Source organism: Amycolatopsis mongoliensis, assembly GCF_030285665.1.
Taxonomy (GTDB): Bacteria; Actinomycetota; Actinomycetes; order Mycobacteriales; family Pseudonocardiaceae; genus Amycolatopsis; species Amycolatopsis mongoliensis.
In genome coordinates, this window is record NZ_CP127295.1 from 5924724 (window position 1) to 5948733 (window position 24010).

The following is a 24010-nucleotide window of genomic DNA, read 5'->3' on the forward strand; positions in this document are numbered from 1 at the left end:
ATGGCACTCACCGGAGGCGAGATCAGGCTCGACCGCGGCCACGACGGCCGGGTCGCCTACCTGACCCTCGATCACGGCAAGTACAACATCATCACCTGGGAGACCCGTCAGGTGATGGCCGACCGGTTCGCCGAGATCGACGCCGACGACGAGATCAAGGTCGTGGTCGTCCAGGGCGCGGGGGAGCACTTCTCCTCCGGCGGTGACATCGCCGGATTCATGGAGGTCGACCCGATCGACTTCACCGACCTGGGCCAGAACGTCACCGCCCCGGCGCGCAGCCCCAAGCCGGTGATCACCGCGGTCGACGGCTACTGCTTCGGCGTCGGGCTCGAACTCGCGCTGTCCACCGACATCCGGGTGGCCACCAAGCGCGCCGAGTTCGCGCTGCCGGAAATGCGGCTGGGCATGATCCCCGGCTCCGGTGGCACGCAGCGCCTCGCCCGGCTGATCGGCCTCTCCCGGGCGAAGTACCACGTGATGACCGCGTCCCGGATCAACGCGCAGCAGGCCGGGGACTGGGGCCTGGTGGCGAACGTGGTCGAGGACCGCGCCGCGCTGGACGCCGAGGTGGAGCGGATCGTGGGCGTGCTGCTCGGGTTCTCCCCGCTGGCCGCCCGCACCGCCAAGGAGGTGCTCGACAAGGGCGTGGACGCACCGCTGTACTCCGGGATCGAGCTGGAGCGCAAGGCGTACTCGATGCTGCGCTCCAGCAAGGACTTCGCCGAGGGCGTCGCCGCGTTCACCGGGAAGCGCGCGCCGAAGTTCCAGGGGCGGTGAGGTGAACCCATGAAGGCCGCACCGTTCGCTTACGTTCGGCCGTCGACTTTGCCCGACGCGATCGCCGAACTGGCGAGCACGGACGGCGGCGGCAAGGTCATCGCGGGTGGGCAGTCGCTGGTCCCGGTGCTGGCCATGCGGCTCGCCCGCCCCGAAACCCTGGTGGACATCAATTCCGTCGCGGAGCTCGACCGGATCGGCACCGCAGGCGGGTACTTGGAGATCGGTGCCACGGTGCGCCAGCGCCGGGTGGAGCGGGACCCGGTGAGTGCCGCGGTTCCCTTGCTGGGCATGGCACTGCCGTGGGTCGGGCACCGGGAACTGCGCAGCCGGGGAACCGTGTGCGGGAGCCTCGCCCACGCCGACCCGGCCGCCGAGCTGCCGGCCGTGGCGTGCTGCCTGAACGCGGAGCTGGTCGTGACCGGCACCGGCGGCGCCCGCCGGGTGCCGGCCCGGGAGTTCTTCTCCGGCGCGATGACCACCGCGCTCGGACCGTCGGACATCCTGACCGCGGCGCGGTTCCCGATCGCCGGGAGGGGCGAGGGTTTCGGGTTCGCCGAAATCGCGCGCAGGCACGGCGACTTCGCGCTCGCCGGGGTCGCCGCCCGGGTCCGGGTGCGCGGTGCGGAGACTGACGCGGAGCTGACCGGATTCGGCGTGTCCGACCGGCCGGTCACCTGCTCGGCCGGCGGCGAGCTCGCCACCGCGCTGAGCGAGTGCGGCGGCGACGTGAGCCGCCTGGCGAGCACCTTGTCCGGTCCGCTCACCGCGGTGGCGGAGGAGCTGGTCGACACCGACGGCGACGCCCACGCGTCGCGCGACTACCGTCGCCGGCTGTTCCGCACGCTGGCGAGCCGGGAACTGAGCAAGGCATACGAGCGCGCTCGCAGGAGCGCCGGTGAGGTGAACCCGTGACGACCGCCCCGGAAACGACCGACCCCTTGGCGCAGAAGGGAAAACCTCGTCCGATCAAGGCCGGGGTGGACGACCTCGTCGAGGTCAGGATGACCGTGAACGGCACGCCCGCCGTGCTCAGCCTGCCGGCGCGGGTCACGCTCGCCGACGCGCTGCGCGACCATCTCGGGCTCACGGGCACGCACGTGGGCTGCGAGCACGGCGTGTGCGGGATGTGCACGGTGCTCGTGGACGGGCAGGCGGCCCGGGCCTGCCTGCTGTTCGCGGTCCAGCTCGACGGGGCGGACATCGTCACCGTGGAGGGCCTCGGCCGGCCGGACGACCTGCACCCGCTGCAGGAGGCCTTCGGCCGCAATCACGCACTGCAGTGCGGTTTCTGCACACCGGGCTTCTTGATGAGCTCCTACGACCTGCTCAGCACCAAGCCCGAGGTGACCGAGGACGAACTGCCCGAGGAGCTGTCCGGGGTCATCTGCCGGTGCACCGGGTACCGCAACATCCTCACCGCGGTCCGGGAAACCCATGAGGCACACCCCGACGGCATCCCCGCCCCGGGCAACTGCGCACACCGCGCGCTCGTCGGCCGGGCCACCGGTCAGGGGGGCGGCAGCACCGACGGCCGCGAGGCCGGCGAGGACACCGCCGCCGAAGGCACCCGTCGGATCGACATCGTGCTGCCGGACGGGGATCCGACGATCGCGGTGGACATCGAGACCGAGATCGGCGTGCCGGTGGACGCGGTGTGGCGGGTGTTCGACGACGTGCACCTGCTCGCCCGCTGCCTGCCCGGCGCGGAGCTCACCGAAGACCTCGGCGAGGACCACTACGGCGGCCGCGCGCGCGTCTCGGTCGGCCCGATCAAGCTCTCGTTCAAGGGTGTCGCGCACGTCGTCGCGCACGACCGTGCCGGTCAGCGCCTGCGCGTGCTCGCGCAGGGGCAGGACACCGGTGGCGCGCAGACCCAGGCCGACATCGTGCTGCGCACCGAGGCCACGGCCACCGGTACCGCGATGCGGGCCGAGGCCAAGGTGTACCTCACCGGGCGCATCGCGCAGTTCGGCCGGGCGCTCGCCGGGGACGTGAGCCGGCGCATGTTCGAGCAGTTCGCGGACGCCCTGCGCGAAGCCGCGACCTCCGGGCAGGCGCCCAGCGGCCCGGTCAAGGCGCCGAGCGCACTGAAACTCTTGTTCGCCCCGCTGATCGACCGGATCCGGACAGCCCTGCGCCGCGGGCGCCGGACCGCCCGCTGATCCGGATTCCTGCCCTTTTCCTTGCCCTGTTTCGTCGCATGTGAGGGGAAACCTTGACAACCGATATCGCACCACGGTCAAAGTCGCCTCGTGCCGCGGTATTCGCTTCCGTCGCCGGCTGGTCCTTCGACCTGTTCGACCTGTTCCTGCTGCTCTACGTGGCCGGACCGATCAGCAAGAACATCTTCCCGAGCACCAGCCCGACCCTGGGCATCGCCGCGGTGTTCGGCTCGTTCGCGGTCACCGTCGTGATGCGCCCGGCGGGTGCCGCGATCTTCGGTGAGCTGGCGGATCGCAAGGGGCGCAAGGCGACCATGGTGCTCGTCATGGGCGGCGTCGGCGTCACCACGGCCGCGATGGGGTTGATCCCTTCCCACGCCTCGGTGGGCGTGCTCGCGCCGATCCTGTTCCTGGCGCTGCGCATCGCGCAGGGACTGTTCGTCGGCGGCGTCACCGCGACCACGCACACGCTCGGCACGGAGAGCATCGGCGCGCGCTGGCGCGGCCTGATGAGCGGGCTGATCGGGGCCGGGGGAGCGGGCCTCGGTGCGGCCCTGGCCAGCCTGGCCTACATCGTGGTCTCGGCGATCTTCCCCGGCCCGGCGTTCGACCAGTGGGGCTGGCGGGTGCTGTTCTTCTGCGGGCTGCTCAGCGCGCTGCTGAGCCTGTTCGTGCTGCGCAAGGTCGAGGAATCCCCGGAGTTCCAAGGGAAGCAGCGCGCGCCGGTGGCCTTCCGGGAGCTGGTTCGCGGCCGAGGCAAGAAGATCCTCGCGCTCAACATCGCGGTGGCCGCCGGTGGTGGTGCGCAGTACTACCTGACGTCCGGGTACCTGCCCACCCTGCTCAGCGAGGTGGTCGGGGTCCCGGCCGGCCGGCGCGGCACCATCCTGCTGGTCAGCAGCGTCTTGGTGATCGGGGCCGCGATCGGCGCGGGCCACCTGAGCGAACGGCTCGGGCGCCGCCGGACCATGCTCGGGTTCGGCCTGTGCAACCTTTTCGCGTTGCCATTGCTGACGTGGGGTATCGCCTCCGCCGGCGGTGATCGCGGCACGGTCGTGGCGTTGCTGTGCGTGGTCATGGTGATGCTGTCCAACGCCGCGTATTCGCCGCTGATGATCTTCCTCAACGAGCAGTACCCGACCGAACTGCGGGCCAGGGGCACCGCGGTGAGCTGGAACCTCGGCTTCATGCTCGGCGGGCTGATGCCGACCCTGGTGAGCCTGCTCAGCCCGGAGCTGTCGGATGTTCCCTCGCGGCTCGCGATCTTCCTGGTGGGCGCGACCCTGGTGTTCGTCATCGCGATCCTGGCCAGCCCGGAAACCCGGGGTGCGCTCGATCGCGAGCGCGGTGCCCGGACCGTCGCCGACGAAGCCACCTCCGCCTGACGGCGGCTGGGGCCGGGTGGGCCGAACGGCACGAGGGTGCAGAGAATCCTCTCTGCACCCTCGTGCGCGGACTTGCTCACGTCTTTCTCCGCGGCGATCGCGGATGTCATGCGGCGGCGAGGTGTTCACCGCGTACCGCGGGTTCCGGTTCCTCGGCAAGGACGTGCTCGGCGCGGGCGAGGTAGTCGTCGATCGCTCGCAGGCGGGCGGCGGTGCGCCGTTCGGCTGTCGTGGCGAGCCGCAGGATGCCCTCGGCGCGGGCGCGCGCGGCGGCGACGATGGTGTCGGCCTCGGCACGGGCGAGTTCGAGCATGCGCTGGACACGGTCGCCCACGGCCGCCGGGTCGGCCGGCGCGCGGACGACGCGGTCGAGGCGAGCGCGCAGGTCACCCGCCTCGGCGCGAGCGCTCTCGAGGAGCCGGGCCAGAGTTTCGGCTTCGGCGAGCGCGGCGTCGCGGTCGAGAGTCAGAAGCCGGATTTCGTCCTGCAGGTCGGCGAGGTGTTCGTCGACCTGCGCACGGTCGTATCCGCGTACGGCGAGGGCAAAACTGACCGGCAGCGGCAGAGCCGGGGAGGTCACGCCGTCCTCCTCTGGGAGAGGACGGCCTGCAGTTCGGTGAGAGTGCCGGCGGCGCGGATCGCGGGCGGGTCGAGGCGGCCGATGCGGTGATCGTCCTCGCGCAGCGCCGTCAAGAACCGGGTGATGTCCTCGGGTTCCGGGGTGACAGTGGTGCCGCCGAGATAACGAAGGACGATGAGGTCTTCGCCGGAGTGGGTCTCGATGGCGGCGGCCCAGCCGTGGACTTCGTCCCACAGCAGGGCGACGTCGCGACCCGGGTAGCCGGGCAGGTGTTCGTCGAGGGCGACGTAAGCGGAAACCGGGCTGTCGTGGTCGACGGTGCAGGACTCGAGACCGACGCCGACGGTGGTGGTCACGTCGGCGAGGTAGGCCTGCAGCGCGGTGAAGGCCGGGTGGGGGTGGCCGGTCGGGGTGTACAGCGATGCGGTCACGGGTGGAGATGCCTTTCTGGGACAGCGGGCCGACACAGGACCGGCTCGGGGTTGCCGGTCCTGCGTCGGCGGCGAGGCCGTCAGGCCTGGATTTCCTTCCGGTCGGTGGCGGCGCCGGTGATTTCGATGCGCCGGGGCTTGGCCTTCTCGGCGATCGGGATGCGCAGGGTCAGGACGCCGGCGTCGTAGTTCGCGGCGATGTGGTCGGTGTCGAGGGTGTCCCCGAGGAACAGCCGGCGGGAAAACACGCCCAGCGGCCGTTCGGAGACCTGCATCCGCACGTCGTCACCGCTCGGCGCGGGCCGTCGTTCTGCTTGGACGGTGAGGACGTTGCCTTCGACGTCGAGCTCGATGGCGTCGGGAGCGACGCCGGGCAGGTCGAAGCAGACGACGAACTCGTCACCGGCGCGGTAGGCGTCCAGGGGTATCGCGGCCGGCTTCGACCAGGTGCCGGGCGCGGGAGTGCCGAAGACCTGCTGCGCGAAGCGGTCCAGCTCGCGGAAGGGGTCAGTGCGCATCAACATCGGGTCCACCTCCGGATTTCGTTGCTCTCTGGTGTCAACACGCCCCACTGTTCTAACATGTCGTCCAAGTGATGACAAGAACGATGTCATCGAAGGGATGACACTAGAGGGTCGCCGGAGTGGTGCAGGGTGTCTACGACGTGGTGCCCGCAGCTCGATGTGGCATGCGCAGCCGTCCTCGCCGTCCTCGCCGCGTTGCGGTCGGTGCGGGATCAGCTCGCCGCATGGGAGCCGGAACTGATCGCGGCGGCCCGGGACAGTGGTACGAGCTGGCCGCGCTGGGTGTCGCGAGCCGCCAGGCTGCCGAGCGCGTGGTCGCGGACCGGGCGCGGTCGACGGCACCCTGCATCCGGCCCGCCGGCGGCGGTCTCTCCGGGACCGCCGTCCGGTTCACGGCGCAGGTCGCACCGGACGCCTGATCGACACCACGGTCCGGCGGTCGTCCTCGCCGCCCGAGCGATTTCCGTCCATCTCGATCTCGTCCTCGAGGCGCATCGGCGAGTGGTCGCGGTCGACCTCCTCGGGGTGGCGACCACGCGCCCGCGCGACCGAGTCGAGGCGGCGGCCGACGTCGCTCAGTGCGGAGCCCATCAGCCCCTGCATGCTGATCCCGAACGGTGCTCCCGGTCCGAACGGCGCCAGCATTTCGCCGATCATCTCGGTGGCGAGCGGCAGCAGTTCCTGCGTGCGTTGCAGGACGATCGCCCAGTTCTCGTCGTCGGCCGCGAGGTGGCGGCGGCACGTGAACGTGCCCCAGGCGACGTGCCGGCGCTCGTCGGCCGCGATGTGCTCGAGAATGCGGAGGAGGCCGGGGAGGATCCCGCGGTTTCGGCAGATCTGCGCCCCGGCGGTGTAGCACGTCAAGCCGAGGCAGCCTTCGAGGATGTGGTTGTGCGTCACCGCGGCCCGGATCTGGGCCGCGGGTGACTGGTCGTCGGTGAGCGCGTACAGCGACCAGGAAAGTTCTTCCAGGAAGCTACGACGGCGGACATCCCCGTTCTCGGTGAACCACGGCAGGGAGTCACTCATCCCGACCGCGTCGAACCACGTGCGGAGCGCCTGGGCGTGCTGGGCCTCCTCGAACACGAGCTGCGTCAGGTAGGTCTCGTCGTCCCGCCTGTTCTCGGTGGCCATCGCCGTCACGAACGGCTGCAGATCCTGGGGCGCCGACTCGCCGACCGCGATGAGGTTCGCCACGAACAGGCAGGTCAGGCGCCGCTCGCCGGGGGACAGCGTGGCGAAGTCGGCTTCGTCGCGGGTGAGGTCGATGTCGTCGGGGTTCCAGAACGCCGCGTTGCCGTCGCGGAGGAGCTGCCGGGGGACCGGGTCCGGCCGGTGCCCGGTGCGGGCTCCGCCGCCGAACCCGAGGTGGCGGCTGGGCTCGATATCGCGGGTGAGGGACATGGCCGCTCCAGGTGTCCGGTTGAACTGACCGCCAGGATCACCCGGCCGGCGCGGCGCGGTAATGGTCCGCGCGCGCCACGGCTGGCCCGCGCGGGCCAACTTCCGGCCCGCTCAATCCACCGGGATCTCGACCTCGGCGACCAGCCCGCCGCCGGGGCGGTTCCGGAAGCCGACCCGGCCGCCGAGGGCCTGCACGATCTGGTCGACGATCCAGAGGCCGAGGCCGGCCGTACCGCGGTTCGCCCCGGCCGCGGTGAACTTGCCGGTCAGCTTCGCGAGGTTGCCCGCGTCCACACCGGACCCGCCGTCGAGCACCCGCAGCAGGAGCCGGCCGGCGGTGACCTCGGCCTCGACGTCGACGGGCTTGCCTTCACCGTGACGGGCGGCGTTCTCGAGCAGGTTCGTGAGCACGCGGCGGAACCGCTGGGCGTCGATGGTGACCGTCAGCGTGTCGTCGAAGTGCACCCGCAGCCGCGGTGGCCGGAGCCCGGCCGCGTCCGCCGAGGCCAGCACCAAGGCCCGCAGCTCCACCGGCCGGGACCGGCCGGTGCCGAAGGCCGGGCGGCGGCTCGCCGCGACGTCGCCCAGGGCATCGAGCATGTCGGAGAGGTGGTTCGCGTGCTCGGCGATCAGCCTGCTGCCCGTTTCGCGGTCGGCCGGGGCGAGCGCGCCGTCCGCGGCGAGCCCCCGGGCCAGCGCACGGAGCGAGATCACGGGGGTGCGGAATTCGTGCAGCAGGACAGCGAGGCCGTCCTGCTGGGACTGGTACGACTCGAGGAGCCGCCGCCGCAGATCGCGTTCTTCCTCGGCCGCGGCGTGCCCGGCCATCGCCTCGACCCGGGCGGCGATCCCGGCTTCCCGCTCGCGCTCGACCAGCCGGGACAGGCTCGCGCCGAGCAGGCCGGTGAGCACCAGGTAACCCGTCCACCAGAGACCCTGGAGCCGGCGCTCCTGCCACGAGGTGAATCCCGGGTCGACCAGCAGCGCCACGGCCAGGTAGGCGACGCCGAGCCCGAGGGCGAGCGCCATGGTGGGACCGAGGGGCAGGCGGATGGCCGCGGCCGTGACGACGAGCACCAGGATCGCCACGGCCGGGCTGGTCGCCGCGCCGGTCATGGCGATCGTGAGCAGCGAGAAGGCCGAGTCGAGCGCGGTGAGCAGCCAGGCCGCCGGCGAGGCGTACAGCTCCCAGTGCGGGTTCGCCGCGACGACGACGGCGTAACCGGAGGCGAAGGAGAGGGTCACGACGACCCACGGAAGGTGCCGCCGGGCGTCGTCGCCGCCGGCGACCAGCAGCAGGACCACCGACAGCGCGACCGCGAGCCGCACGGCCACCATCACCCGGGCGACCGGCGGCGCGCCCGGCACGGTGCGCCCGTCGGCCGGCATGCCGGTCCTCCTCATGACTCGCTGTGACCGCCACGGTCGGCTTGGTGGCGGAACGTGCTGTCATACTAGGCCGGTGACTGATCGGCGCCTGGTGGTCGTGGTCGTGGACGACCACGAACTGTTCGCCAGAGGCCTGGCGCTGCTGCTGACGACCAATGCCGGCGACCGCTTCGAGGTGGGGGGCACCACCACCCACGTCGAGGAGGCACCCGCGCTGGTCGAGTCCTGCGCGGCCGATCTGGCGCTCGTCGACCTGGCCATGCCGCCGCTGGGCGGAGCGGCCGCGATCCGCCAGATCAAGCGGCGGCACCCGGCCACCCGCGTGCTCGCACTGTCCGGATCGGACGATCTGGAACTCGCCGAGCAGGCTCTGCGCGCCGGAGCGGACGGCTATCTCACCAAGTCGGCGGACCCGGAGGTCCTCGTCGCGCCGTTGCTGACCGTGGCCGCCGGCTTCCGGGTCCTCGAAGGCGAGCTGCTCGACGCGCTGCTGACCACGACCCGCAAGCCACCGGAAACGCTGCTGGACACGCTCGATTCCCAGGACCTGCGGCTGTGGGCGCTGCTCGCCCGCGGCCTCGAGACCCAGGACATCGCCGGCCGGATGCTGGTCTCCGAGCGCACGGCCAAGCGCATGGTCGCCTCGTTGCTGAACCGGATCGGCGCGGCCAACCGGGTCGAAGCCGCCGGCCTGGCCGGTGCCTACGGCCTGCTCGACCACGATCCCGCGGACCGTCCACAGTAGAGGTTCCGGCCCGGGCGTCGGTGACGCGCCGACAACGTTGACAGGCCACCGTGGACCTTGGGGCGCACCCACCCCAACGGGGCATCCTTTTGCCGCCAGGTGGTGATGCGCGCCCGGTTCCGCGCGCCGCATCATTACCGACCATCGCAGTCCCGCGACGCGGCCTGACCGGAAGCACGGTCACGCCCGGAGAAGGAGTTGGGTGGAATGGTGAGCCGATCACGAGCCGAACCGGTCGCCCGGTCCGGCACCCGGGTGACGATGTCCCGGGGAATCGACACCAAGGCGTGCGGCCGTGGTATCTGGCGTGGCTTCGTGATCCTGGTGATCGGTGCCCTGCTGCAGCCGATCGCCGCGGCCGTCGCGCCTCTGGTGGGTGCGAGTTTCCTGCTGATCACCGCCGTGGTGGCCTTCACCTTCGCCGGCTTTCGCACGGGGGACGCGCACCACCCGATCCTCCAGGGAGCCGTGACCGCGGTCGGCAGTTACGTTTTCGTGCTGCCACTGAGTTTCGTCGCCTCGGCGTCGGTCGAGCCGCAGCAGGTGCTGGCCACCGCGGCGGTCGCCGTCGCCACCGGTGGGCTGGCCGGCTTCGCTGGCCACGTCGTCCGCACTCGCGGGAAGCGAGGCGAAAAGGCGTGACCGCAACGAAACCCGCGCTCGCACGACGGTGGAGCGCCGGTGTGCAGCGGCCGCTGGTCGAAGCCGGCGAAATCGTCCACCTGCTCGGCCGGGTCCTCTGGCTCGCGATCCGCCACCCGTTCGGGTACTGGGGCGAAGTCCGCGACCTGATGTTCGAGACGTTGCGCCGGTGCTGGCTGCCGGTCATCATCTCCACGACCGCGCTCGGCTTCGCCGGCCCGGGCATGCAGGGCGGCAGCCTCTACAGCGTGCTCGGCATTCCCGACCGCCTCGGCTCCTTCCTGCTGATGGCCAGCGTCCGCGAATTCGCGCCGTGGATCGACGCGATGATCGTCGCCGGGGTGATGGGCACGGCCATCGCCGCCGACCTCGGCGCGCGGCGGATCCGCGAGGAGATCGACGCCATGCAAGTCCTCGGCGTCGATCCCGTCCGGACCCTCGTGCTGCCGAGGATCATCGCGGTCACCCTGATGACCGGCCTGCTCGAGGTGTTCGCGCTGGTGTGCGGCGTGATCGGCGGGTACATCGCCGCCGTGCCGATCTTCGGGGCCACCGGCGCCGCCTTCATCGGGAACTTCTGGTCCAACGCGACCACCACGGACATGTGGGGCAGCATCGTGAAGACCCTCGCGTTCGGACTGATCCTGTCGGTCGTCTGCTGCTACAAGGGGCTGAACGCGCAAGGCGGCCCGATCGGCGTCGGCCGCGCGGTCAACCAGGCGGTGGTCATCTCGTTCGCCTCGATCTGGATCTTCAACTACGTCTACACGTCCGCGCTCCTCGGACTGAACCCCGACATGCAGGTCTTCAAGTGAGGGATGCGGAATGACCGAAACGGCTCGGCACGAGCCCGGCGCGACACCGGCGGGCCGCACGAAGACACCTGACGTCGTCATCACGTTCGGCGGCATGGCGGGGAAGCTGCGGGACGCCGTCGCGGCCGGTGGCGACATCATGAAGTTCGCCGGCCGCACGGTGCGCAGCCTGCCGGATCTGCGCCACCACGTCACGGAAGTGTTCGCCCAGGCGGGAATCCTGATCCTGTCGAGCGGCATCATCGTCTGGCTGATGCAGTTCGTCGTCGGCACGATGTGCGCGACCGAGGCCAGCTACACCCTGAAGCAGGTCGGCGCACCGATCTATTCCGCGGTGTTCAACGACGTCTGCGGCCTGCGGGAGATGTCGGTCTACATGTGGGCCTACATCTTCGCGGCGAAGGTCGGGTGCGGGCTGGTCGCGGAAATCGGTTCGATGCGCATCGCCGAGGAGATCGACGCGCTGGAGGTGCTGGGCATCAAGTCGCGCAGCTACCTCGTCGGCACGCGGATCGCCGCCGCCTGGCTCTGCATGCCCTTCCTGTACATCGTCGGGCTCGGCCTGATGTTCATCTCGATGCACCTGGTCACGGTCTACCAGTTGGGCACCGTCTCCAGCGGCGGCTATTCCTTCGTCTTCTGGCTGTTCCAGAACCCCTACGACCTGATGGCCGCGATTTCGAAGATGATCGCGATGGGCACGATCATCATTTTCGTCGGTTGTTACTACGGGTACAACGCCTCGGGCGGCCCGGTCGGCGTCGGCAGGAACACCGCGAAATCGATGATGCTCAACATGGTGCTCATCCACGTCGTCGGGTTGCTCGGCACGTGGTTCTTCTGGGGCTCCTACCCGAACATGCCGATCGGCAACTGAACAAGGAGAACGCATGGTCACCGGGATGAACGGGACGGCCGTCGACCCGATCGGCGCACCGGAGCGGGTGCACACGATGGAGGTGCGGAACGTCCACAAGTCCTTCGGCAGCTTCGACGTGCTGAAGGGGCTCAACCTGGAATTCGCCGACAACGCGATCACCACCATCCTCGGCCCGTCCGGGACCGGCAAGAGCGTGCTCATCAAGCACCTCGTCGGCCTGCTCGAACCGGACCAGGGCGAGGTGATGATCTTCGGGCGCGACATCTGGAAGATCGACGAACGGGAACGCTACGAACTGCGCAAGCGGTTCGGCGTCCTGTTCCAGGACGGCGCGCTGTTCGGGTCGATGAACATCTTCGACAACACGGCGTTCCCGCTGCGCAAGCACACCGACATGGGCGAGGACGAGATCGAGGCGATCGTCAACCAGCGGCTCAAGGAAGTCGGCCTGGAGCGGTCGTCCTACAAGTACCCCAACGAGGTTTCCGGCGGCATGCGCAAGCGGGCCGGCTTCGCGCGGGCGCTGGTGATGAACCCCGACATCGTCCTGTTCGACGAGCCCGACTCGGGCCTCGACCCGGTCCGCACCAGCCTGCTCAACGACCTGATCCTCGACATGCACCAGGAGTACCGCGGGACCTACCTGCTGGTGACCCACGACATCCGCACCGCACGCAAGGTCAGCGACTACGTCGGGGTGATCTGGAAGGGCAAGGTCGTCCACTACGGACCGACCGAGGAGGCCTTCAACTCCCCGGACCCGTTCGTCCGCCAGTTCCTCTCCGGCGACTCCGCCGGACCGCTGGGAATGGACTGAATCGATGCGCAGAATTCCGCTCTTCGTACTGGGGGTGGCCGCGGTGGCCGCCGCCGCGCTGCTGATCGCCCCGGGCGACGACGAGTACCCGGCGAACGTGGTGCTGCCGTCGGCGACCGGCTTGATCGCCGGCAGCAAGGTCCTGGTGAACGGGTTCGACGCCGGGCAGGTCGACGACGTGTCCATCAAGGACGGACGGGCACAGGTCACCATGAGACTGACCAAGGACTTCGCGCCGCTGCACTCCGGCGCCTCGGCGGGCATCGTGTGGAAGGCCGTGCTGGGTGAGCGGCAGCTCGACGTCCGGGACGGCCCGAAGGCGAACCCGGTCATCCCGCCGGGCGGCACCCTGGACGGCAAGGTCTCCGACCCGGTCGAGATGGACAAGGTCCTGGCCGCGCTCGACCCCGCCACCCGCAGCCACCTCAGCTCCCTGGTGCAGGGACTCGACCACACCGTCGAAGGCAACGAGACCGACCTCCGGCAGACGCTGCAGAAAGCGGGGCCCACGGTGGAAGCGCTCGGCGGGGTGCTGCGCGCCGTCGGCTCGGACGGGCCGGCGATCAAGGAGCTGACCGGGCAGCTGAACGGCATGGTCACCACGCTGGTGAACCGTGACCAGCAGGTGCGCGCCATCGTTTCCGGGCTGTCCGGCGCGACCGAAGCGGCCGCGCAGCAACGTGAGCAGCTGCGCGCGGCGCTGCGGAAGCTGCCCGGCACCCTCGGGACCGCGGACCGGACGCTGGCCGACGTGCCCGGCACGGTCGACAAAGCGGTGCCGTTGCTGGACGACCTCCGCCCCGCGACCGACCGCCTGCCCGCCGTGGCCCGCACCCTGCGCCCGGTGCTCGCGGACCTCCGCCCGACCGTGGCGCAGCTGCGGCCGACCCTGGGGTCGCTCGGCACCCTGCTGCAGTTCACGCCGGGACTGCTCGACAGTGCCCACGGTGCCCTGCCCGGCACGAACTCGGCGGTGGCTTCGCTGACGCCCGCGCTGAGCTTCTTGCGGCCCTACACGCCCGAAGTGGTCGGGTGGTTGTCGAACTGGGGCTCCTCGGCCGCCAACTACGACAGCAACGGCCACTACATGCGCGTCAACATCCCGGCCGGCATCTCGAGTTTCGACAACAACCCCGGGGTCATGCCGCCCGGGATGGCCAGCGACCCGTTCCCGGCACCCGGCGCGATCGCCGGGCAGCCGTGGACCGACGCGTTCGGGGGTGGAGTCCGATGAGGACACGGCGGAAGATCCAGGCCGTGCTGGCCACGACCGCGGTCGCGGCGGCCGTGGCGGGCGCCGCGGTCACGAACACCGGCTCCGGCGAGCAGCCGGACAAGCTGACCATCGCCGCCGAGTTCGCCGACGCGAGCCCGCTGGTCGTCGGCAACGACGTGAAGGTCAAGGGCGTCACCGTCGGCGAGGTGGCCGACATGAGCGTCCACGACGCCAAGGCGATCGTCACCCTGAAGATCGACGGATCGGCGCTGCCGCTGCACAAGGACGCCCGGGCCACCGTGAAGCCGGTCAGCCTGCTGGGCGAGCGCTTTGTCGACCTCGACCGCGGCACCGCCTCCGCGCCGCTGCTGAACGACGGCGACGTGCTGCCGATCAAGCAGACCGGCCAGGCAACCGACCTCGACCAGGTGCTCAACACGATCGACGACCCGACCGGTCAGTCGCTCGCCGCGCTGGTCACGATGCTGGGCCAGGGCATGCAGGGCAACGGCGCCAACGCGCAGGCCTCGATCAAGGCGCTCGCGTCGTCCATGCAGGACACCGACGGGCTGGTGAAGCTGCTCGGTCAGCAGAACCAGCTGCTCACCGACCTCGTCGACCACGTGCAGCCGGTCGCCGGCGCACTGGCCGCCGACAACGGCAAGACCCTGGGCGGCCTGGTCGACTCCGCACGCCAGGTGCTCGGCGTCACGGCCAAGAACCAGGAGGGCCTGGCCGCCTCGTTCGCCGAACTGCCGGGAACGCTGGCCGCGGCGCGCGACACCCTCGCCGAGCTCACCGGCACGGCCAAGGCCACCACACCCGTGCTCGAGGGAATGCGGCCGACGACCGACAACCTCTCCGCCGTCAGCGACGAGCTGCGCCGGTTCAGCGAGTCGGCGGACCCGGCGCTGACGAGCGCGAAGCCCGTCCTCGAGCGCGCCGAGAAGCTGATGGACGCGGCACGCCCGGTCGTCGAAGAGCTCCGGAAGGCCGGCCCCGGCCTGCGGGGCACCGTCGCCGGGGCGAACCCGCTCACCGCGCAGCTGACCGGCAACATCGAAAACGTCCTGAACTTCTTCCGGTTCTGGGCGATGTCGACCAACGGCTGGGACGGGCTTTCGCACTACTTTCGCGGCCAGGCGATCATCCACCCCGAGGAGATCACCGGGTTGCTGCCGTCCCTGACCGGAACTCCACCGCCGCCCACGATCCCGGGCGCGGGCAAGCCGGCCACCCCGTCGCCGATCCCCGGGCTCCCCGGCGCGCTCGGTTCGTCGGGCCTGCTCGACACGAAGTCCCTCGTCGCCCCGGACGGCGGCGTGACCGGGCTCAGCGAGCGCCAGGAGAGCGGCGTTCTCCAGTTCCTGCTCGGAGGTTCCTGATGGCCAAGCGCCGGTCCCGCAAGTTCCGCTCGGTGTCCACGGGTGCCGTGGTGCTGGTGGTGTTCGCCCTCGCGCTGCAGCTCGCGCTCACGGCCGACAAGGGGTTGCCCGGGGCGACCTACACCCTCGTCGACGCCGACGTCTCGGACGTGGGCGCGCTCCGCCCCGGTGACGACGTCCGCGTCGCCAGCGTCCGGGTCGGCCGCGTCAAGGACGTCCGGCTGGTCGGCGGGGCCCCGCGGGTGACGCTCCAGCTCGACGGCACGCGGGAGATCTACCGGGACGCGGCCGCGGAGGCCAAGAGCGTCACGGTGGCCTCGCGGTCCGCGCTGGGGCAGAAGTACATCGCGCTGACCCCGGGCTCGCCCGGGACTGGGAAGCTCGGCCCGGCGGAGGTGATCCCGCCCAAGCGCACCGCGGGCTCCCAGGAACTGAGCGACCTGCTGGACGTGCTCGACGCGCCCACCCGGGACGCGCTCGGCTCGACCGTCCGGGAAGCAGGCGGCGGAGCCGGCGGGCACGCGGCGGACCTGCAGGACGCACTCAAGGCCGCGCCTCGGATGCTGCCCGACCTCGCGACCGTCTCGAAAGCCCTGTCCGCCAACGACGGTGCCGACCTGACCGCGCTGCTGACCACGGCCGACCGGCTGTCGGCCCGGTTCACCGGGCGCCAGGACCAGCTGTCGGAACTGCTCGGCCGGCTGGACACGACGATGCGAGCCGTCGCGGTGGACGACGGGAAACCGCTCGACGACGTCGTGCAGCGCGCGCCCGGCACGCTGCAGGCAGCGCGAGCCGGCCTGCAGTCGCTGCAGGCACCGCTCAAGGACCTGCACGCCGGCATGGCCCAGCTCGTGCCCGGGGCGCGGGCGCTCGGCCAGGCGACCCCCGACCTCCGGGGCGTGCTGCGGGAAGCGGTGCCGCCACTGGGAAAGGTGCCGGACGTCGGCAGGCAGGCCGAGCCCGCCCTGACCGACTTGACGAAGACCGTCGACGACGCGCGGCCGCTGGCCCCGCGGCTGACGCAGACGTTCGACAGTGCCGACCGGTTCCTGCGGGTGCTGGCGCCGTACGCGCCGGAAGTCAGCGGGTGGTTCACGAACTGGGCCGCCGCGCTCTCGCACGGGGACGCCAACGGCCACTTCCTGCGGTTGTACCTGCTGTTCAGCGAGGAGTCCGTGCTCGGGCAGGGCGGTCTGCGGGATCCGCTGGTCGCCAGGAACCCCTATCCCGCACCGGGTGAGGCGGCGCACGACGCCCGGAAGATCCCAGGAGGCAACCGGTGAAGGCGCTCGCCCTTCGTTCCCGCACCCGGCGCCGGCGGCCGGTGTCCGCGTTCAAGCTCGGCGTCGTCATCCTCGTGGTGACCTTGCTGGCCGGCTACGCGCTGCTCGAGAAGGACCGCGTCGCGACGGCGTTGCGGCCCGGTGACCTCGTCCGCGTCCAGTTCGCCCAGGACTACCACCTGCAACCGTTCGTCTCCCAGGTCAAGATCGCCGGGGTGCCGGTGGGCGTGGTGTCCGCGGTCGACCGGGCCGGCGACGGCTCGGCACTGGTCGAGCTGAAGGTCGACGACGGCGTCACCGGCAAGCTCGGCGCCGCACCGAGCGCCGCCCTGCGCCCGACCACGATCCTCGGCGGCAAGTACTACGTGGAGCTCGTCCCGGGCGGCGGCCGGAGCACCTTCGCCGGCACCATCCCGGTCGAGCGGACCAAGACCCCGGTGGAGCTGCAGCAGCTCGCGGACGCCCTGCAGCCCGACGCGGTGCAGGGCATCCGCTCCGCGACGCGGAACTTCGACGAGACCCTGCGCGCCGGCGGGAAGTCGGCGATCGAGGACCTGCTCGCCGACGCGCCGGACACGCTCGACGCGACGACGCCGGTCCTGCAGGGCCTGCAGGGCACGGACCCGCGCACCGACCTGCCGAACCTCGTGCACGGGTTCGAGTCGACCGCGCGCGTGCTGACCGAGCAGCCGGGGCAGCTCGACTCGATCGTGCGGGACCTGCAGCAGGTCACCTCGACGCTCGACAACCGGCGAGCCGACATCGCCACCGCCATCGCCGGCCTGCCCAGGACCCTGGACAACGCGGACGACGGGCTGACCCACCTCGGTGTCACGCTCGGCAAGCTGCGGGACACCGCGGACCCCGCACGTCCGGTCGCGCGCGAGCTCGACGCGTTCCTGGCGCACGCCGACCCGGTGCTCGCCAGGACCCGGCCCCTGCTGACCGACGTGCGCGGCCTGCTCACCGACGCGCAGCCGCTGGTCGAGCAGCTCGTCCCCACCGCGCAGGGCACCACGAAGGTCTTCGACGACGTCCGCGGGCCGGTGCTGGACCGCGTCAACGGCCCGATCATGACCATGGTGCTGTCGCCCTTCAAGGGCACCGGGATCTACGCCGGCGGCGGCTCCGACCAGCCGTTCTACAAAGAGGTCGGCTACATGTTCTCGACCATGGACCGCGCGTCCTCGCTCACCGACGCGAACGGCGTGGCCGTCGGCCTCCAGCCGGGGCTCGGCGGCGGCAGCATCGCCGGCACCCCGATCAACTTCGAGCAGCTGATGAACACGCTCGCCCACCTGCAGGGCGCCACCCCGGAGAACAGGAGCGGACGATGAACGCGCACCCGGGCCGGGTCCGGCGGACCTGGCAGCGGATCTCCAGCGAACCGCGGCTCAAGCGCAACGTCCTCGCCGTGGCCGCGCTCGTGACCGCGGGACTGGTGGCCGGTGGCTACATCCTGACGATGCAGCAGGTCCGCGTGCCGTGGGACGGCAAGTCCCACTTCTCGGTCACCTTCGAGTCCGCGCCGGCGATCAACCCGTCGAGCAGGCAGGAGGTGCGGATCGCGGGGGTGGCCGTCGGCGACATCCGCGGGGCGAGCGTCGACGACCGCGGGCACGCGCGGCTCGAGCTGGCGATCGACCAGGGACACAAGGTCTACGACAACGCCCGGGTCCTGCTGCGCCCGAAGAGCCCGCTGAACGAGATGTACGTCGAGCTGAACCCCGGTGGCCCACCGGGGAAGCCGCTGCCCGAGGACGGGGTGCTGCCCGTCGCCAACTCGGTGCGGCCGGTGCAGGTCGACGAAGCACTCGGGCACCTGGACACCAACACCCGGGAAGCGCTGACCACGCTGCTGTCCGAATCGGACGTCGCGCTGACCGGTGCGCCGGCCAACCTGCCGAAGGGGCTCGAGGCGACCGATCAGGTGGTGCGAGACCTGCGCCCCGTCGCGACCGCCCTGCAGACCCGCAAGGAGACGCTGCAGAAGCTCGTCACCTCGCTGGGGCAGATCGCGTCGGCGACCGGTGACGACGACCGGCGGCTCGGCGAGCTGGCCGGCTCCCTCCAGCAGACGCTGGCGACGGTGGGGCAGCGCAACGGCGACTTCGACGCCGCGCTCGCGCAGCTGCCGGACTTCACCCACCAGCTCGAGCAGGCCACCGGCAGCATCGGCGCGCTGAGCGCCCAGCTGGACCCGGTCCTGGACAAGCTGCGCGAGGCGAGCGGGAGCCTGCCCGGCTCGCTGGAGAAGTTCACCGGCACGGTCGACAAGCTCGGCCAGACGGTCGACACCGCCCGGCCGGTGGTCGACAAGGCGGTACCCGTCGTCCGCGACCTGCGTCCGTTCGTCGGCGACCTCAACGCCTCGCTCGGCGACCTGCACGACGTGACCGGCCGGCTGGGCCCGATCACCACCGCGGTGCTGCCGTACCTGAACGACCTGGCCGCGTTCGTCACGAACTCGCGGTCGATCACGAGCCTGCGCGACGGAACCGGTGGGGCGTACCGCGCCATCGCCCAGCTCTCGCCGGAGAGCGTCACGGGCCTGCTGCCGCTGCTGCCCGCCCTGCAAGCCGCCGCCGCGCGATAGGGAGTGACTGTCCGATGAGGATTCCCAGCGGGCTGGTCCCGCACATCCGGACCCTGGTGCTGGCCGTGTTCATCGCCGCCTGCGCCGGGCTGTTCGGCTACCTGTGGCTCAACTCCGGTGGCCGGCTGCCCGGGATCTCCCGGGCGGGCTACACCGCCGAGGTGCAGTTGCGCACCGCGTCGAACCTGGTCTACGACTCGGACATCACCATCGCCGGCGTCAAGGTCGGCAAGGTCGAGGCGCTGCGCACCGAAGGCGACGTCGCGCACGTCACGATGCGGCTCGACCGGAACGCGCCGCTGCACGAGGGGGCGACCGTCCAGGTCCGGAACAAGACCCTGATCGAGGAGACCTACCTCGAGATCACCGACGGCCACGGCCCGGCGCTGCCCAGCGGCACCGCGCTGCCACCGTCGGCGGGCAAGGAGGCCGTCGAACTCGACGACGTGCTCACGAGCCTCGACCGGCCGACGAAGGAGTCGCTGGGCACCCTGGTCCGCTCGCTCGGCGCCGGGACGAAAGACACCAAGCAAGGAGTTTCCGAGGCCCTGCAAGGACTCGGTGACCTCGGCCGGGAGGGACACGGCGCGCTGGCGGCCCTCGCGGCCCAGTCCGGAGACCTGCAGCAGCTGACCGGTAACACGGCGAAGCTGCTCGCGGCGCTCGACACCCGGCAGGGGCAGCTCGCCGACCTGGTGACCGACGCCGACAAGCTCACCCAGGCGACCGCGGGCAGTGACACCGAGCTCCGGGAGGTCCTGAGGCAGCTGCCCGGCCTGATGGACACCGCCAAGAACGCCAGCGGCGGGCTGAGCCGCCTTTCGCCCGCGCTGGGCCCGGTCGCCGGCGGCCTGAACGCGGCCGCCCCCGACCTCGACGCGGCGCTGCGGGAACTGCCGGCCACGTCGGCCGACCTGCGTGGCCTGCTGCCGTCGCTGAGCGGCGTGCTCGACGCGGCGCCCGGCACACTGCAGCGGGTGCCCGCGGTGTCCGCGGACGCGTCGAAGTTCCTGCCGACGCTGAACGTGGCCCTGGGCGACGTGAACCCCATGCTGTCCTACCTGGTCCCCTACGGCCGCGACGTCGCCGCGTTCTTCACCAACATCGGGCAGGTGACGGCGCGGGGTGACGCCAACGGCAACGCGATCCGGCTGTTCATGGTCTTCAACGAGCAGAGCGTGAAGGGCTTGCCGCTCAACGTCGACGTGGGTCCGCTGAAGAAGAACAACCCCTATCCCGCGCCTGGGCAGTCGGCGAACCCGGGACCGTTCACCGGGTCCTACCCGCGGGTCGAGCAGGACCCGCCGAAGTGAGGGGCGTCAAGCTGCGGCGGCCGTCCCGCAGGGTGCTGGCGATGACGGCGGCCCTCGTCGTCCTCGCCGGGTTCGTCGGCACCGGCCTGGCCAGGACCCGCATCGAGACCGGCGTCAGCTCGTTCCTGCCGGGCGACGATCCTGCGGTGGCGCGGTTCGACGAGCTGAGCCGGTCGTTCGGTGGTGACCCCGTCGTCGTGCTGCTCGAATCGGCGCGCCCCGGGCTGCTGCTCGACCAGCCGCACCTGCCGTCGCTGGTCAAGCTGGAGGGTGAATTCGCGAGGCTGCCCGACGTCGCCGCCGTTTACGGGCCCGGGACCGTCCTGAACCAGGCCGCCGGCCGGGCCCAGGACCTGATGGCCGAGCTCTCCGGCCGCCGGGACCGTCTGCGCGCGCAGGCGCAGGCCGAGGCCAAGCAGCGTGGGGCGTCCGACAAGGCGGCCGGCCAGGCCGCCGACAGCGCGGTGGCCGCGTTCGACCAGCGGTACGGCAAGCTGCTCGTCCAGGCCCTGCCGGCGGGCCTGCCGACGCTGAAGAACCAGGCGTTCGTCACCTCGGTCGTCTTCGGCGCGGACGGAAGTCCCCGGCCGCAGTGGCACTTCGTCGTGCCGTCGGCGAACGCGGTCGCGATCCTGGTCCGCCCGCGGCAGAACCTCGACCAGTCCGCCACCGAGCGGCTCGTCCGGGGCGTGCGGGGCGCGGTCGACGCGGCCGCCGTCGACGGGGCGAAGGTGACCGTGTCCGGCGTCCCCGCGATCGCGGGTGCCCTCGCCGACGAGGTCCGCGCGGAACTTCCCCTGCTCGGCGGCGCCGCGTTGGTCGCGGTGGCCCTTTGTTTCCTGCTGGTGCCGTGGCACCGCCGTCGGCACCGGCTGCTGCCGCTGGCCGGTTCGCTGGTGGCCACGGCGGTGACGGTCGCCCTGTTCGGCTGGCTCGGCCGTCCGCTGTCGCTCGGGGTGGTGGCTTTCCTGCCGGTGCTGCTCGGCGTCGGCAGCGACTTCCCGACCTACCTGGCGCGCCGGGCGGACCGGCGGGTCGTGTTCGCGGTCGCCGCCGCCACCGCGGCCGCGTTCGGCGCGCTGGCCTTCGCGCCGTTGCCGTTCGTGCGGGACCTCGGGATCGCACTCGGGATCGGGGTGCTGGTCGCCTTCGCCGTCGGCCTGCTGTTCCGGCCGGCCGTGGCGGAGCCCGCACCCGTGAAGGCTTACCGCCGACGCACGGCGAGCCTGCCCGCGCGGCTGGGAGCAGGACTGGCGGTGGCGGCGCTGGCGGCCGGCGGCTGGGCGACCCTGCCGGGGCTTTCCCTGCAGAGCGACGTCGAAAGCTTCGCGCACGGACTGCCCGCGTTCGACGACGCGAAGCACGTCGAGCAGGTCATCGGCTCCTCCGGCGAGGTCGACGCCGTCCTGCACGGCCCGGACGTCACTTCGCCGCAGGCACTGGCGTGGTTGCGCCAAGCCCAGGACGTGATCATCGCCCGGCACGGTGACCGGCTCCGTCCCGTCGTTTCGCTCCCGACGCTGCTGAACTTCCTCGGCTCCGTGCCCACGAAGGACGAGATCACCGCGGCCGTGCGCCTGTTGCCGCCCTACCTGACCGGGGCGGTGCTGCGCGCCGACGGACAGGAGTCCGTGCTCTCCTTCGGGGTCCGGCTCGACGACGTCGAGGGTTTGGTCGGCCTGCGTGACGACCTGCTGAACCAGCTCCCCCCGGCGCCGCCGGGGTACCACGCCGAGCTGACCGGGCTGCCGATCGTCGCGGCGCGCGGGTACGAGCTGGTCTCCGGCAACCGGTTCTGGACGAACGGGGTCGGCATCGCCGTGGCCGGGCTCGTGCTCGCCGTCGTGCTCGCGCGGCGGAAGGACGCGGTCCGAGCGGTCGCCACCGCCCTGGTGGCGACCGGGACGGGCCTGCTCGCCATCTGGCTGACCGGGATCTCGCTGACGCCGATCACCATGGCGCTCGGGTCCCTCATCGCCGCCGTCGGCTGCGAGTTCGCGGTGCTGCTGGCGGAAGCCGACCGCGGTCGCGATCACGCGTTGCGCAGATCCGTGCTGCTGGTCGGCGCGGTTTCGACCGTCGGCTACCTCGCACTGGCGCTTTCGCGGCTCGACGCCATCCGGCAGTTCGGCCTGCTGCTCGCCGCGGCCGTCGTGCTGTCGATGGCCGCCGCCCGGCTCGTCGTCTGGCTGGCGCCCGGCCGGCCCCGCTCCGCTCCGGAAACCAGCCCGGCCACCGACGCACTCGTGGGAGTCCCTTCATGAAGATCACCGCATGGCCCGGCAAGGTCCGGCTGCCGAGCAGCCGCCGTGGCCGGATCACGACCTTGCTCGTCCTCGTCGTGCTGCTCGGCGGAACCGGCCTCGCCTGGTGGTCGGCGCGCGCCGACGACCTGCCCGACGACGCGGTCTTCGCCTACGGCGGCCAGATCGAGACCGTCACCCAGCTGCAGGAGCGGATCCAGACCTTGAAGGCGCTCTACGGCGTGCAGCCACCGGACCAGCAGGACACCGCCAAGTCCGACGCGTTCCGCCGGGACACCGCGAAAGCGGTCGCCGTCGGGATGGTGCTCGACCACGCGGCGCACGACCGCGGCATCGTCATCGCCGACAAGGCGGCACGCGACGTGCTGACCCGGTTCATCTCCCAGCAGATCGGCGAAGGGCCGGACGCCCGGAGCAAGTTCGTCCAAGCGCTCGGCACCACCGGCACGTCCGAGGACGCGGTGCTGGACGAGATCAAGCGCCAGCTCGCGGTCTCGCAGCTGTTCGACTCGGTCACCGCGGGAAGCTCGGTCGGCGACGGCGACGGCGAGGTCGCGGACGCGTTCGCGAAGCGGAAGGCGCAGCTGGACACGCCGGAACGGCGGCAGCTCACCAACATCGTGGTGAAGACCGAGGAGGAGGCCGACCGGGTGCGCACCGACCTCGAGGCCGGGACGCCGTTCGAAACCGTGGTGGCCCAGCGGAGCCTGGACGGCGCGACGCGGGACAAGGGCGGCGACCTCGGCCAGGTGACGGCGGCGCAGCTCGAAGACGGCTACGCCAAGGCAGCGTTCGCGGCACCCACCGGCGGGCTGTTCGGTCCCGTGCAGACCGCGCACGGCTGGAACGTCGGCCGGGTCCGCCAGGTCCTGCCGCCGCAACCGGCGGTCTTCGACCAGGTCAAGGACCAGCTCAAGCAGCAGCTGACCCTGGAGAAGGCGCTCGCGACGTGGCGCGGGTGGCTCGGGACGCGGCTCGCGGAGGCGAACGTCCGGTACGCCGACGCCTACCGCCCGGCCGACCCGGCCGCGCCGCCGCAGGAGGCGCCGGGGTGGTCACCGGCTCCGGGCCAGGTGCCGGGACAGCCGGTGCCGAGTCCGGTACCCGGGCAGCCGGTGCCGAGTGAGGTGCCCGGGTCGCCGGTACCGGGCCAGGTGCCCGGGCAGCCCCGGCCGTCGCGGTGATCGCGGACTGTGCGGCGCTCGCGGTGGCGGGCGCCGCACTGCTGGCGATCGGACGGTGGGGCTGCCGCGCGGCGGCCGGGCGGGTCAGCCCGGCCCTGCCGGAACCCGAGCGCCTGCGGCGGATCGGGAAGCTGCGGGGGAGTGGACACGCGCTCCAGGTCGTGGGCGTCGTGTTCGCGCTCGCCGCGGTGTGGAGCCTCTGGTGAGGG

At 71.6% G+C, this 24010-nt stretch carries 23 protein-coding genes and 1 pseudogene; 19 read left to right on the forward strand and 5 right to left on the reverse strand.

Annotated features, from left to right (window positions below):
- From QRX60_RS28815 to QRX60_RS28835, 4 genes are read left to right on the forward strand one after another with little or no spacing between them, the layout of a single operon-like run.
- Entirely contained in the window at positions 1–780 is a 780-nt protein-coding gene (locus QRX60_RS28815; RefSeq protein WP_285994553.1) for an enoyl-CoA hydratase/isomerase family protein, read from the forward strand.
- Between the two features lie 9 nt (positions 781–789).
- Positions 790–1695 (forward strand): FAD binding domain-containing protein, encoded by a 906-nt coding sequence (locus tag QRX60_RS28820; RefSeq protein WP_285994554.1) that lies wholly within the window; start codon positions 790–792, stop codon positions 1693–1695.
- Positions 1692–2945: a xanthine dehydrogenase family Fe-S subunit gene (locus QRX60_RS51470; RefSeq protein WP_332845785.1), complete on the forward strand. Its 1254-nt coding sequence runs from the start codon at positions 1692–1694 to the stop codon at positions 2943–2945. Before QRX60_RS28820 ends, QRX60_RS51470 begins: the two co-directional genes overlap by 4 nt.
- A 53-nt stretch (positions 2946–2998) precedes the next feature.
- Complete coding sequence (locus QRX60_RS28835; RefSeq protein ID WP_285994555.1) at positions 2999–4330, forward strand: MFS transporter; 1332 nt, start codon at positions 2999–3001, stop codon at positions 4328–4330.
- Between the two features lie 106 nt (positions 4331–4436).
- Here QRX60_RS28835 and QRX60_RS28840 read toward each other — a convergent pair whose 3' ends face one another.
- From QRX60_RS28840 to QRX60_RS28850, 3 genes are all read right to left on the reverse strand, one after another.
- The gene (locus QRX60_RS28840) at positions 4437–4910 is read right to left on the reverse strand and encodes a DivIVA domain-containing protein (protein WP_285994556.1); all 474 of its coding nucleotides are present in this window, start codon (positions 4908–4910) and stop codon (positions 4437–4439) included.
- Positions 4907–5341, reverse strand: coding sequence for a DUF6292 family protein (locus QRX60_RS28845; protein WP_285994557.1), 435 nt, complete (start codon positions 5339–5341; stop codon positions 4907–4909). The genes QRX60_RS28840 and QRX60_RS28845 overlap by 4 nt, the downstream gene beginning before the upstream one ends.
- An 80-nt stretch (positions 5342–5421) precedes the next feature.
- A complete protein-coding gene (locus QRX60_RS28850; RefSeq protein WP_285994558.1) occupies positions 5422–5865 on the reverse strand; it encodes an Hsp20/alpha crystallin family protein in 444 nt (147 codons plus the stop codon).
- A 119-nt stretch (positions 5866–5984) separates the two neighbouring features.
- Here QRX60_RS28850 and QRX60_RS51625 point away from each other — a divergent pair.
- Positions 5985–6176: pseudogene (locus QRX60_RS51625) on the forward strand (HSP18 transcriptional regulator); the annotation flags it as partial.
- 79 nt (positions 6177–6255) lie between these two features.
- On the opposite strand, the gene QRX60_RS28860 reads toward QRX60_RS51625, so the two are convergent.
- Positions 6256–7269: a R2-like ligand-binding oxidase gene (locus QRX60_RS28860; RefSeq protein ID WP_285994560.1), complete on the reverse strand. Its 1014-nt coding sequence runs from the start codon at positions 7267–7269 to the stop codon at positions 6256–6258.
- Between the two features lie 111 nt (positions 7270–7380).
- Positions 7381–8658 (reverse strand): sensor histidine kinase, encoded by a 1278-nt coding sequence (locus QRX60_RS28865; protein ID WP_285994561.1) that lies wholly within the window; start codon positions 8656–8658, stop codon positions 7381–7383.
- Between the two features lie 73 nt (positions 8659–8731).
- Between QRX60_RS28865 and QRX60_RS28870 the strand changes: the two genes are divergently transcribed.
- From QRX60_RS28870 to QRX60_RS28935, 14 genes are all read left to right on the forward strand, one after another.
- Positions 8732–9403, forward strand: a complete 672-nt coding sequence (locus tag QRX60_RS28870) for a response regulator transcription factor (protein ID WP_285994562.1) — start codon at positions 8732–8734, stop codon at positions 9401–9403.
- Positions 9404–9664: 261 nt separating this feature from the next.
- The gene (locus QRX60_RS28875; RefSeq protein ID WP_285994563.1) at positions 9665–10045 is read left to right on the forward strand and encodes a hypothetical protein; all 381 of its coding nucleotides are present in this window, start codon (positions 9665–9667) and stop codon (positions 10043–10045) included.
- Positions 10042–10860, forward strand: a complete 819-nt coding sequence (locus QRX60_RS28880) for an MlaE family ABC transporter permease (RefSeq protein WP_285994564.1) — start codon at positions 10042–10044, stop codon at positions 10858–10860. The genes QRX60_RS28875 and QRX60_RS28880 overlap by 4 nt, the downstream gene beginning before the upstream one ends.
- Before the next feature lie 10 nt (positions 10861–10870).
- Positions 10871–11737 (forward strand): ABC transporter permease, encoded by an 867-nt coding sequence (locus tag QRX60_RS28885; protein ID WP_285994565.1) that lies wholly within the window; start codon positions 10871–10873, stop codon positions 11735–11737.
- Between the two features lie 13 nt (positions 11738–11750).
- Entirely contained in the window at positions 11751–12557 is an 807-nt protein-coding gene (locus QRX60_RS28890) for an ABC transporter ATP-binding protein (protein ID WP_285994566.1), read from the forward strand.
- A gap of 4 nt (positions 12558–12561) precedes the next feature.
- Positions 12562–13791 carry an MlaD family protein gene (locus QRX60_RS28895; RefSeq protein ID WP_285994567.1) on the forward strand — a complete coding sequence of 410 codons (1230 nt, stop codon included), beginning with the start codon at positions 12562–12564 and terminating at the stop codon, positions 13789–13791.
- Positions 13788–15158 carry an MlaD family protein gene (locus QRX60_RS28900; protein WP_285994568.1) on the forward strand — a complete coding sequence of 457 codons (1371 nt, stop codon included), beginning with the start codon at positions 13788–13790 and terminating at the stop codon, positions 15156–15158. The genes QRX60_RS28895 and QRX60_RS28900 overlap by 4 nt, the downstream gene beginning before the upstream one ends.
- The gene (locus QRX60_RS28905; protein ID WP_285994569.1) at positions 15158–16444 is read left to right on the forward strand and encodes an MlaD family protein; all 1287 of its coding nucleotides are present in this window, start codon (positions 15158–15160) and stop codon (positions 16442–16444) included. The genes QRX60_RS28900 and QRX60_RS28905 overlap by 1 nt, the downstream gene beginning before the upstream one ends.
- Positions 16441–17781, forward strand: coding sequence for an MlaD family protein (locus QRX60_RS28910; RefSeq protein WP_285994570.1), 1341 nt, complete (start codon positions 16441–16443; stop codon positions 17779–17781). Before QRX60_RS28905 ends, QRX60_RS28910 begins: the two co-directional genes overlap by 4 nt.
- Positions 17778–19040, forward strand: a complete 1263-nt coding sequence (locus QRX60_RS28915) for an MlaD family protein (RefSeq protein ID WP_285994571.1) — start codon at positions 17778–17780, stop codon at positions 19038–19040. The genes QRX60_RS28910 and QRX60_RS28915 overlap by 4 nt, the downstream gene beginning before the upstream one ends.
- A gap of 14 nt (positions 19041–19054) precedes the next feature.
- Positions 19055–20353 carry an MlaD family protein gene (locus QRX60_RS28920; RefSeq protein ID WP_285994572.1) on the forward strand — a complete coding sequence of 433 codons (1299 nt, stop codon included), beginning with the start codon at positions 19055–19057 and terminating at the stop codon, positions 20351–20353.
- Positions 20354–20394: 41 nt separating this feature from the next.
- Complete coding sequence (locus tag QRX60_RS28925; RefSeq protein ID WP_285994573.1) at positions 20395–22617, forward strand: MMPL family transporter; 2223 nt, start codon at positions 20395–20397, stop codon at positions 22615–22617.
- A complete protein-coding gene (locus QRX60_RS28930) occupies positions 22614–23801 on the forward strand; it encodes a peptidylprolyl isomerase (RefSeq protein WP_285994574.1) in 1188 nt (395 codons plus the stop codon). Before QRX60_RS28925 ends, QRX60_RS28930 begins: the two co-directional genes overlap by 4 nt.
- A complete protein-coding gene (locus QRX60_RS28935; protein WP_285994575.1) occupies positions 23798–24007 on the forward strand; it encodes a hypothetical protein in 210 nt (69 codons plus the stop codon). Before QRX60_RS28930 ends, QRX60_RS28935 begins: the two co-directional genes overlap by 4 nt.
- Positions 24008–24010 lie beyond the last annotated feature (3 nt).

Bases quoted from the DNA above. Each gene is read 5' to 3' on its own strand.
- QRX60_RS28815 (WP_285994553.1), top strand. From the start codon at position 1: ATGGCACTCACCGGAGGCGAGATCAGGCTCGACCGCGGCCACGACGGC.
- QRX60_RS28820 (WP_285994554.1), top strand. From the start codon at position 790: ATGAAGGCCGCACCGTTCGCTTACGTTCGGCCGTCGACTTTGCCCGAC.
- QRX60_RS28850 (WP_285994558.1), bottom strand. From the start codon at position 5,865: ATGTTGATGCGCACTGACCCCTTCCGCGAGCTGGACCGCTTCGCGCAG.
- QRX60_RS28860 (WP_285994560.1), bottom strand. From the start codon at position 7,269: ATGTCCCTCACCCGCGATATCGAGCCCAGCCGCCACCTCGGGTTCGGC.
- QRX60_RS28865 (WP_285994561.1), bottom strand. From the start codon at position 8,658: ATGCCGGCCGACGGGCGCACCGTGCCGGGCGCGCCGCCGGTCGCCCGG.
- QRX60_RS28875 (WP_285994563.1), top strand. From the start codon at position 9,665: ATGTCCCGGGGAATCGACACCAAGGCGTGCGGCCGTGGTATCTGGCGT.
- QRX60_RS28885 (WP_285994565.1), top strand. From the start codon at position 10,871: ATGACCGAAACGGCTCGGCACGAGCCCGGCGCGACACCGGCGGGCCGC.
- QRX60_RS28890 (WP_285994566.1), top strand. From the start codon at position 11,751: ATGGTCACCGGGATGAACGGGACGGCCGTCGACCCGATCGGCGCACCG.
- QRX60_RS28895 (WP_285994567.1), top strand. From the start codon at position 12,562: ATGCGCAGAATTCCGCTCTTCGTACTGGGGGTGGCCGCGGTGGCCGCC.
- QRX60_RS28900 (WP_285994568.1), top strand. From the start codon at position 13,788: ATGAGGACACGGCGGAAGATCCAGGCCGTGCTGGCCACGACCGCGGTC.
- QRX60_RS28905 (WP_285994569.1), top strand. From the start codon at position 15,158: ATGGCCAAGCGCCGGTCCCGCAAGTTCCGCTCGGTGTCCACGGGTGCC.
- QRX60_RS28915 (WP_285994571.1), top strand. From the start codon at position 17,778: ATGAACGCGCACCCGGGCCGGGTCCGGCGGACCTGGCAGCGGATCTCC.
- QRX60_RS28920 (WP_285994572.1), top strand. From the start codon at position 19,055: ATGAGGATTCCCAGCGGGCTGGTCCCGCACATCCGGACCCTGGTGCTG.
- QRX60_RS28925 (WP_285994573.1), top strand. From the start codon at position 20,395: ATGACGGCGGCCCTCGTCGTCCTCGCCGGGTTCGTCGGCACCGGCCTG.
- QRX60_RS28930 (WP_285994574.1), top strand. From the start codon at position 22,614: ATGAAGATCACCGCATGGCCCGGCAAGGTCCGGCTGCCGAGCAGCCGC.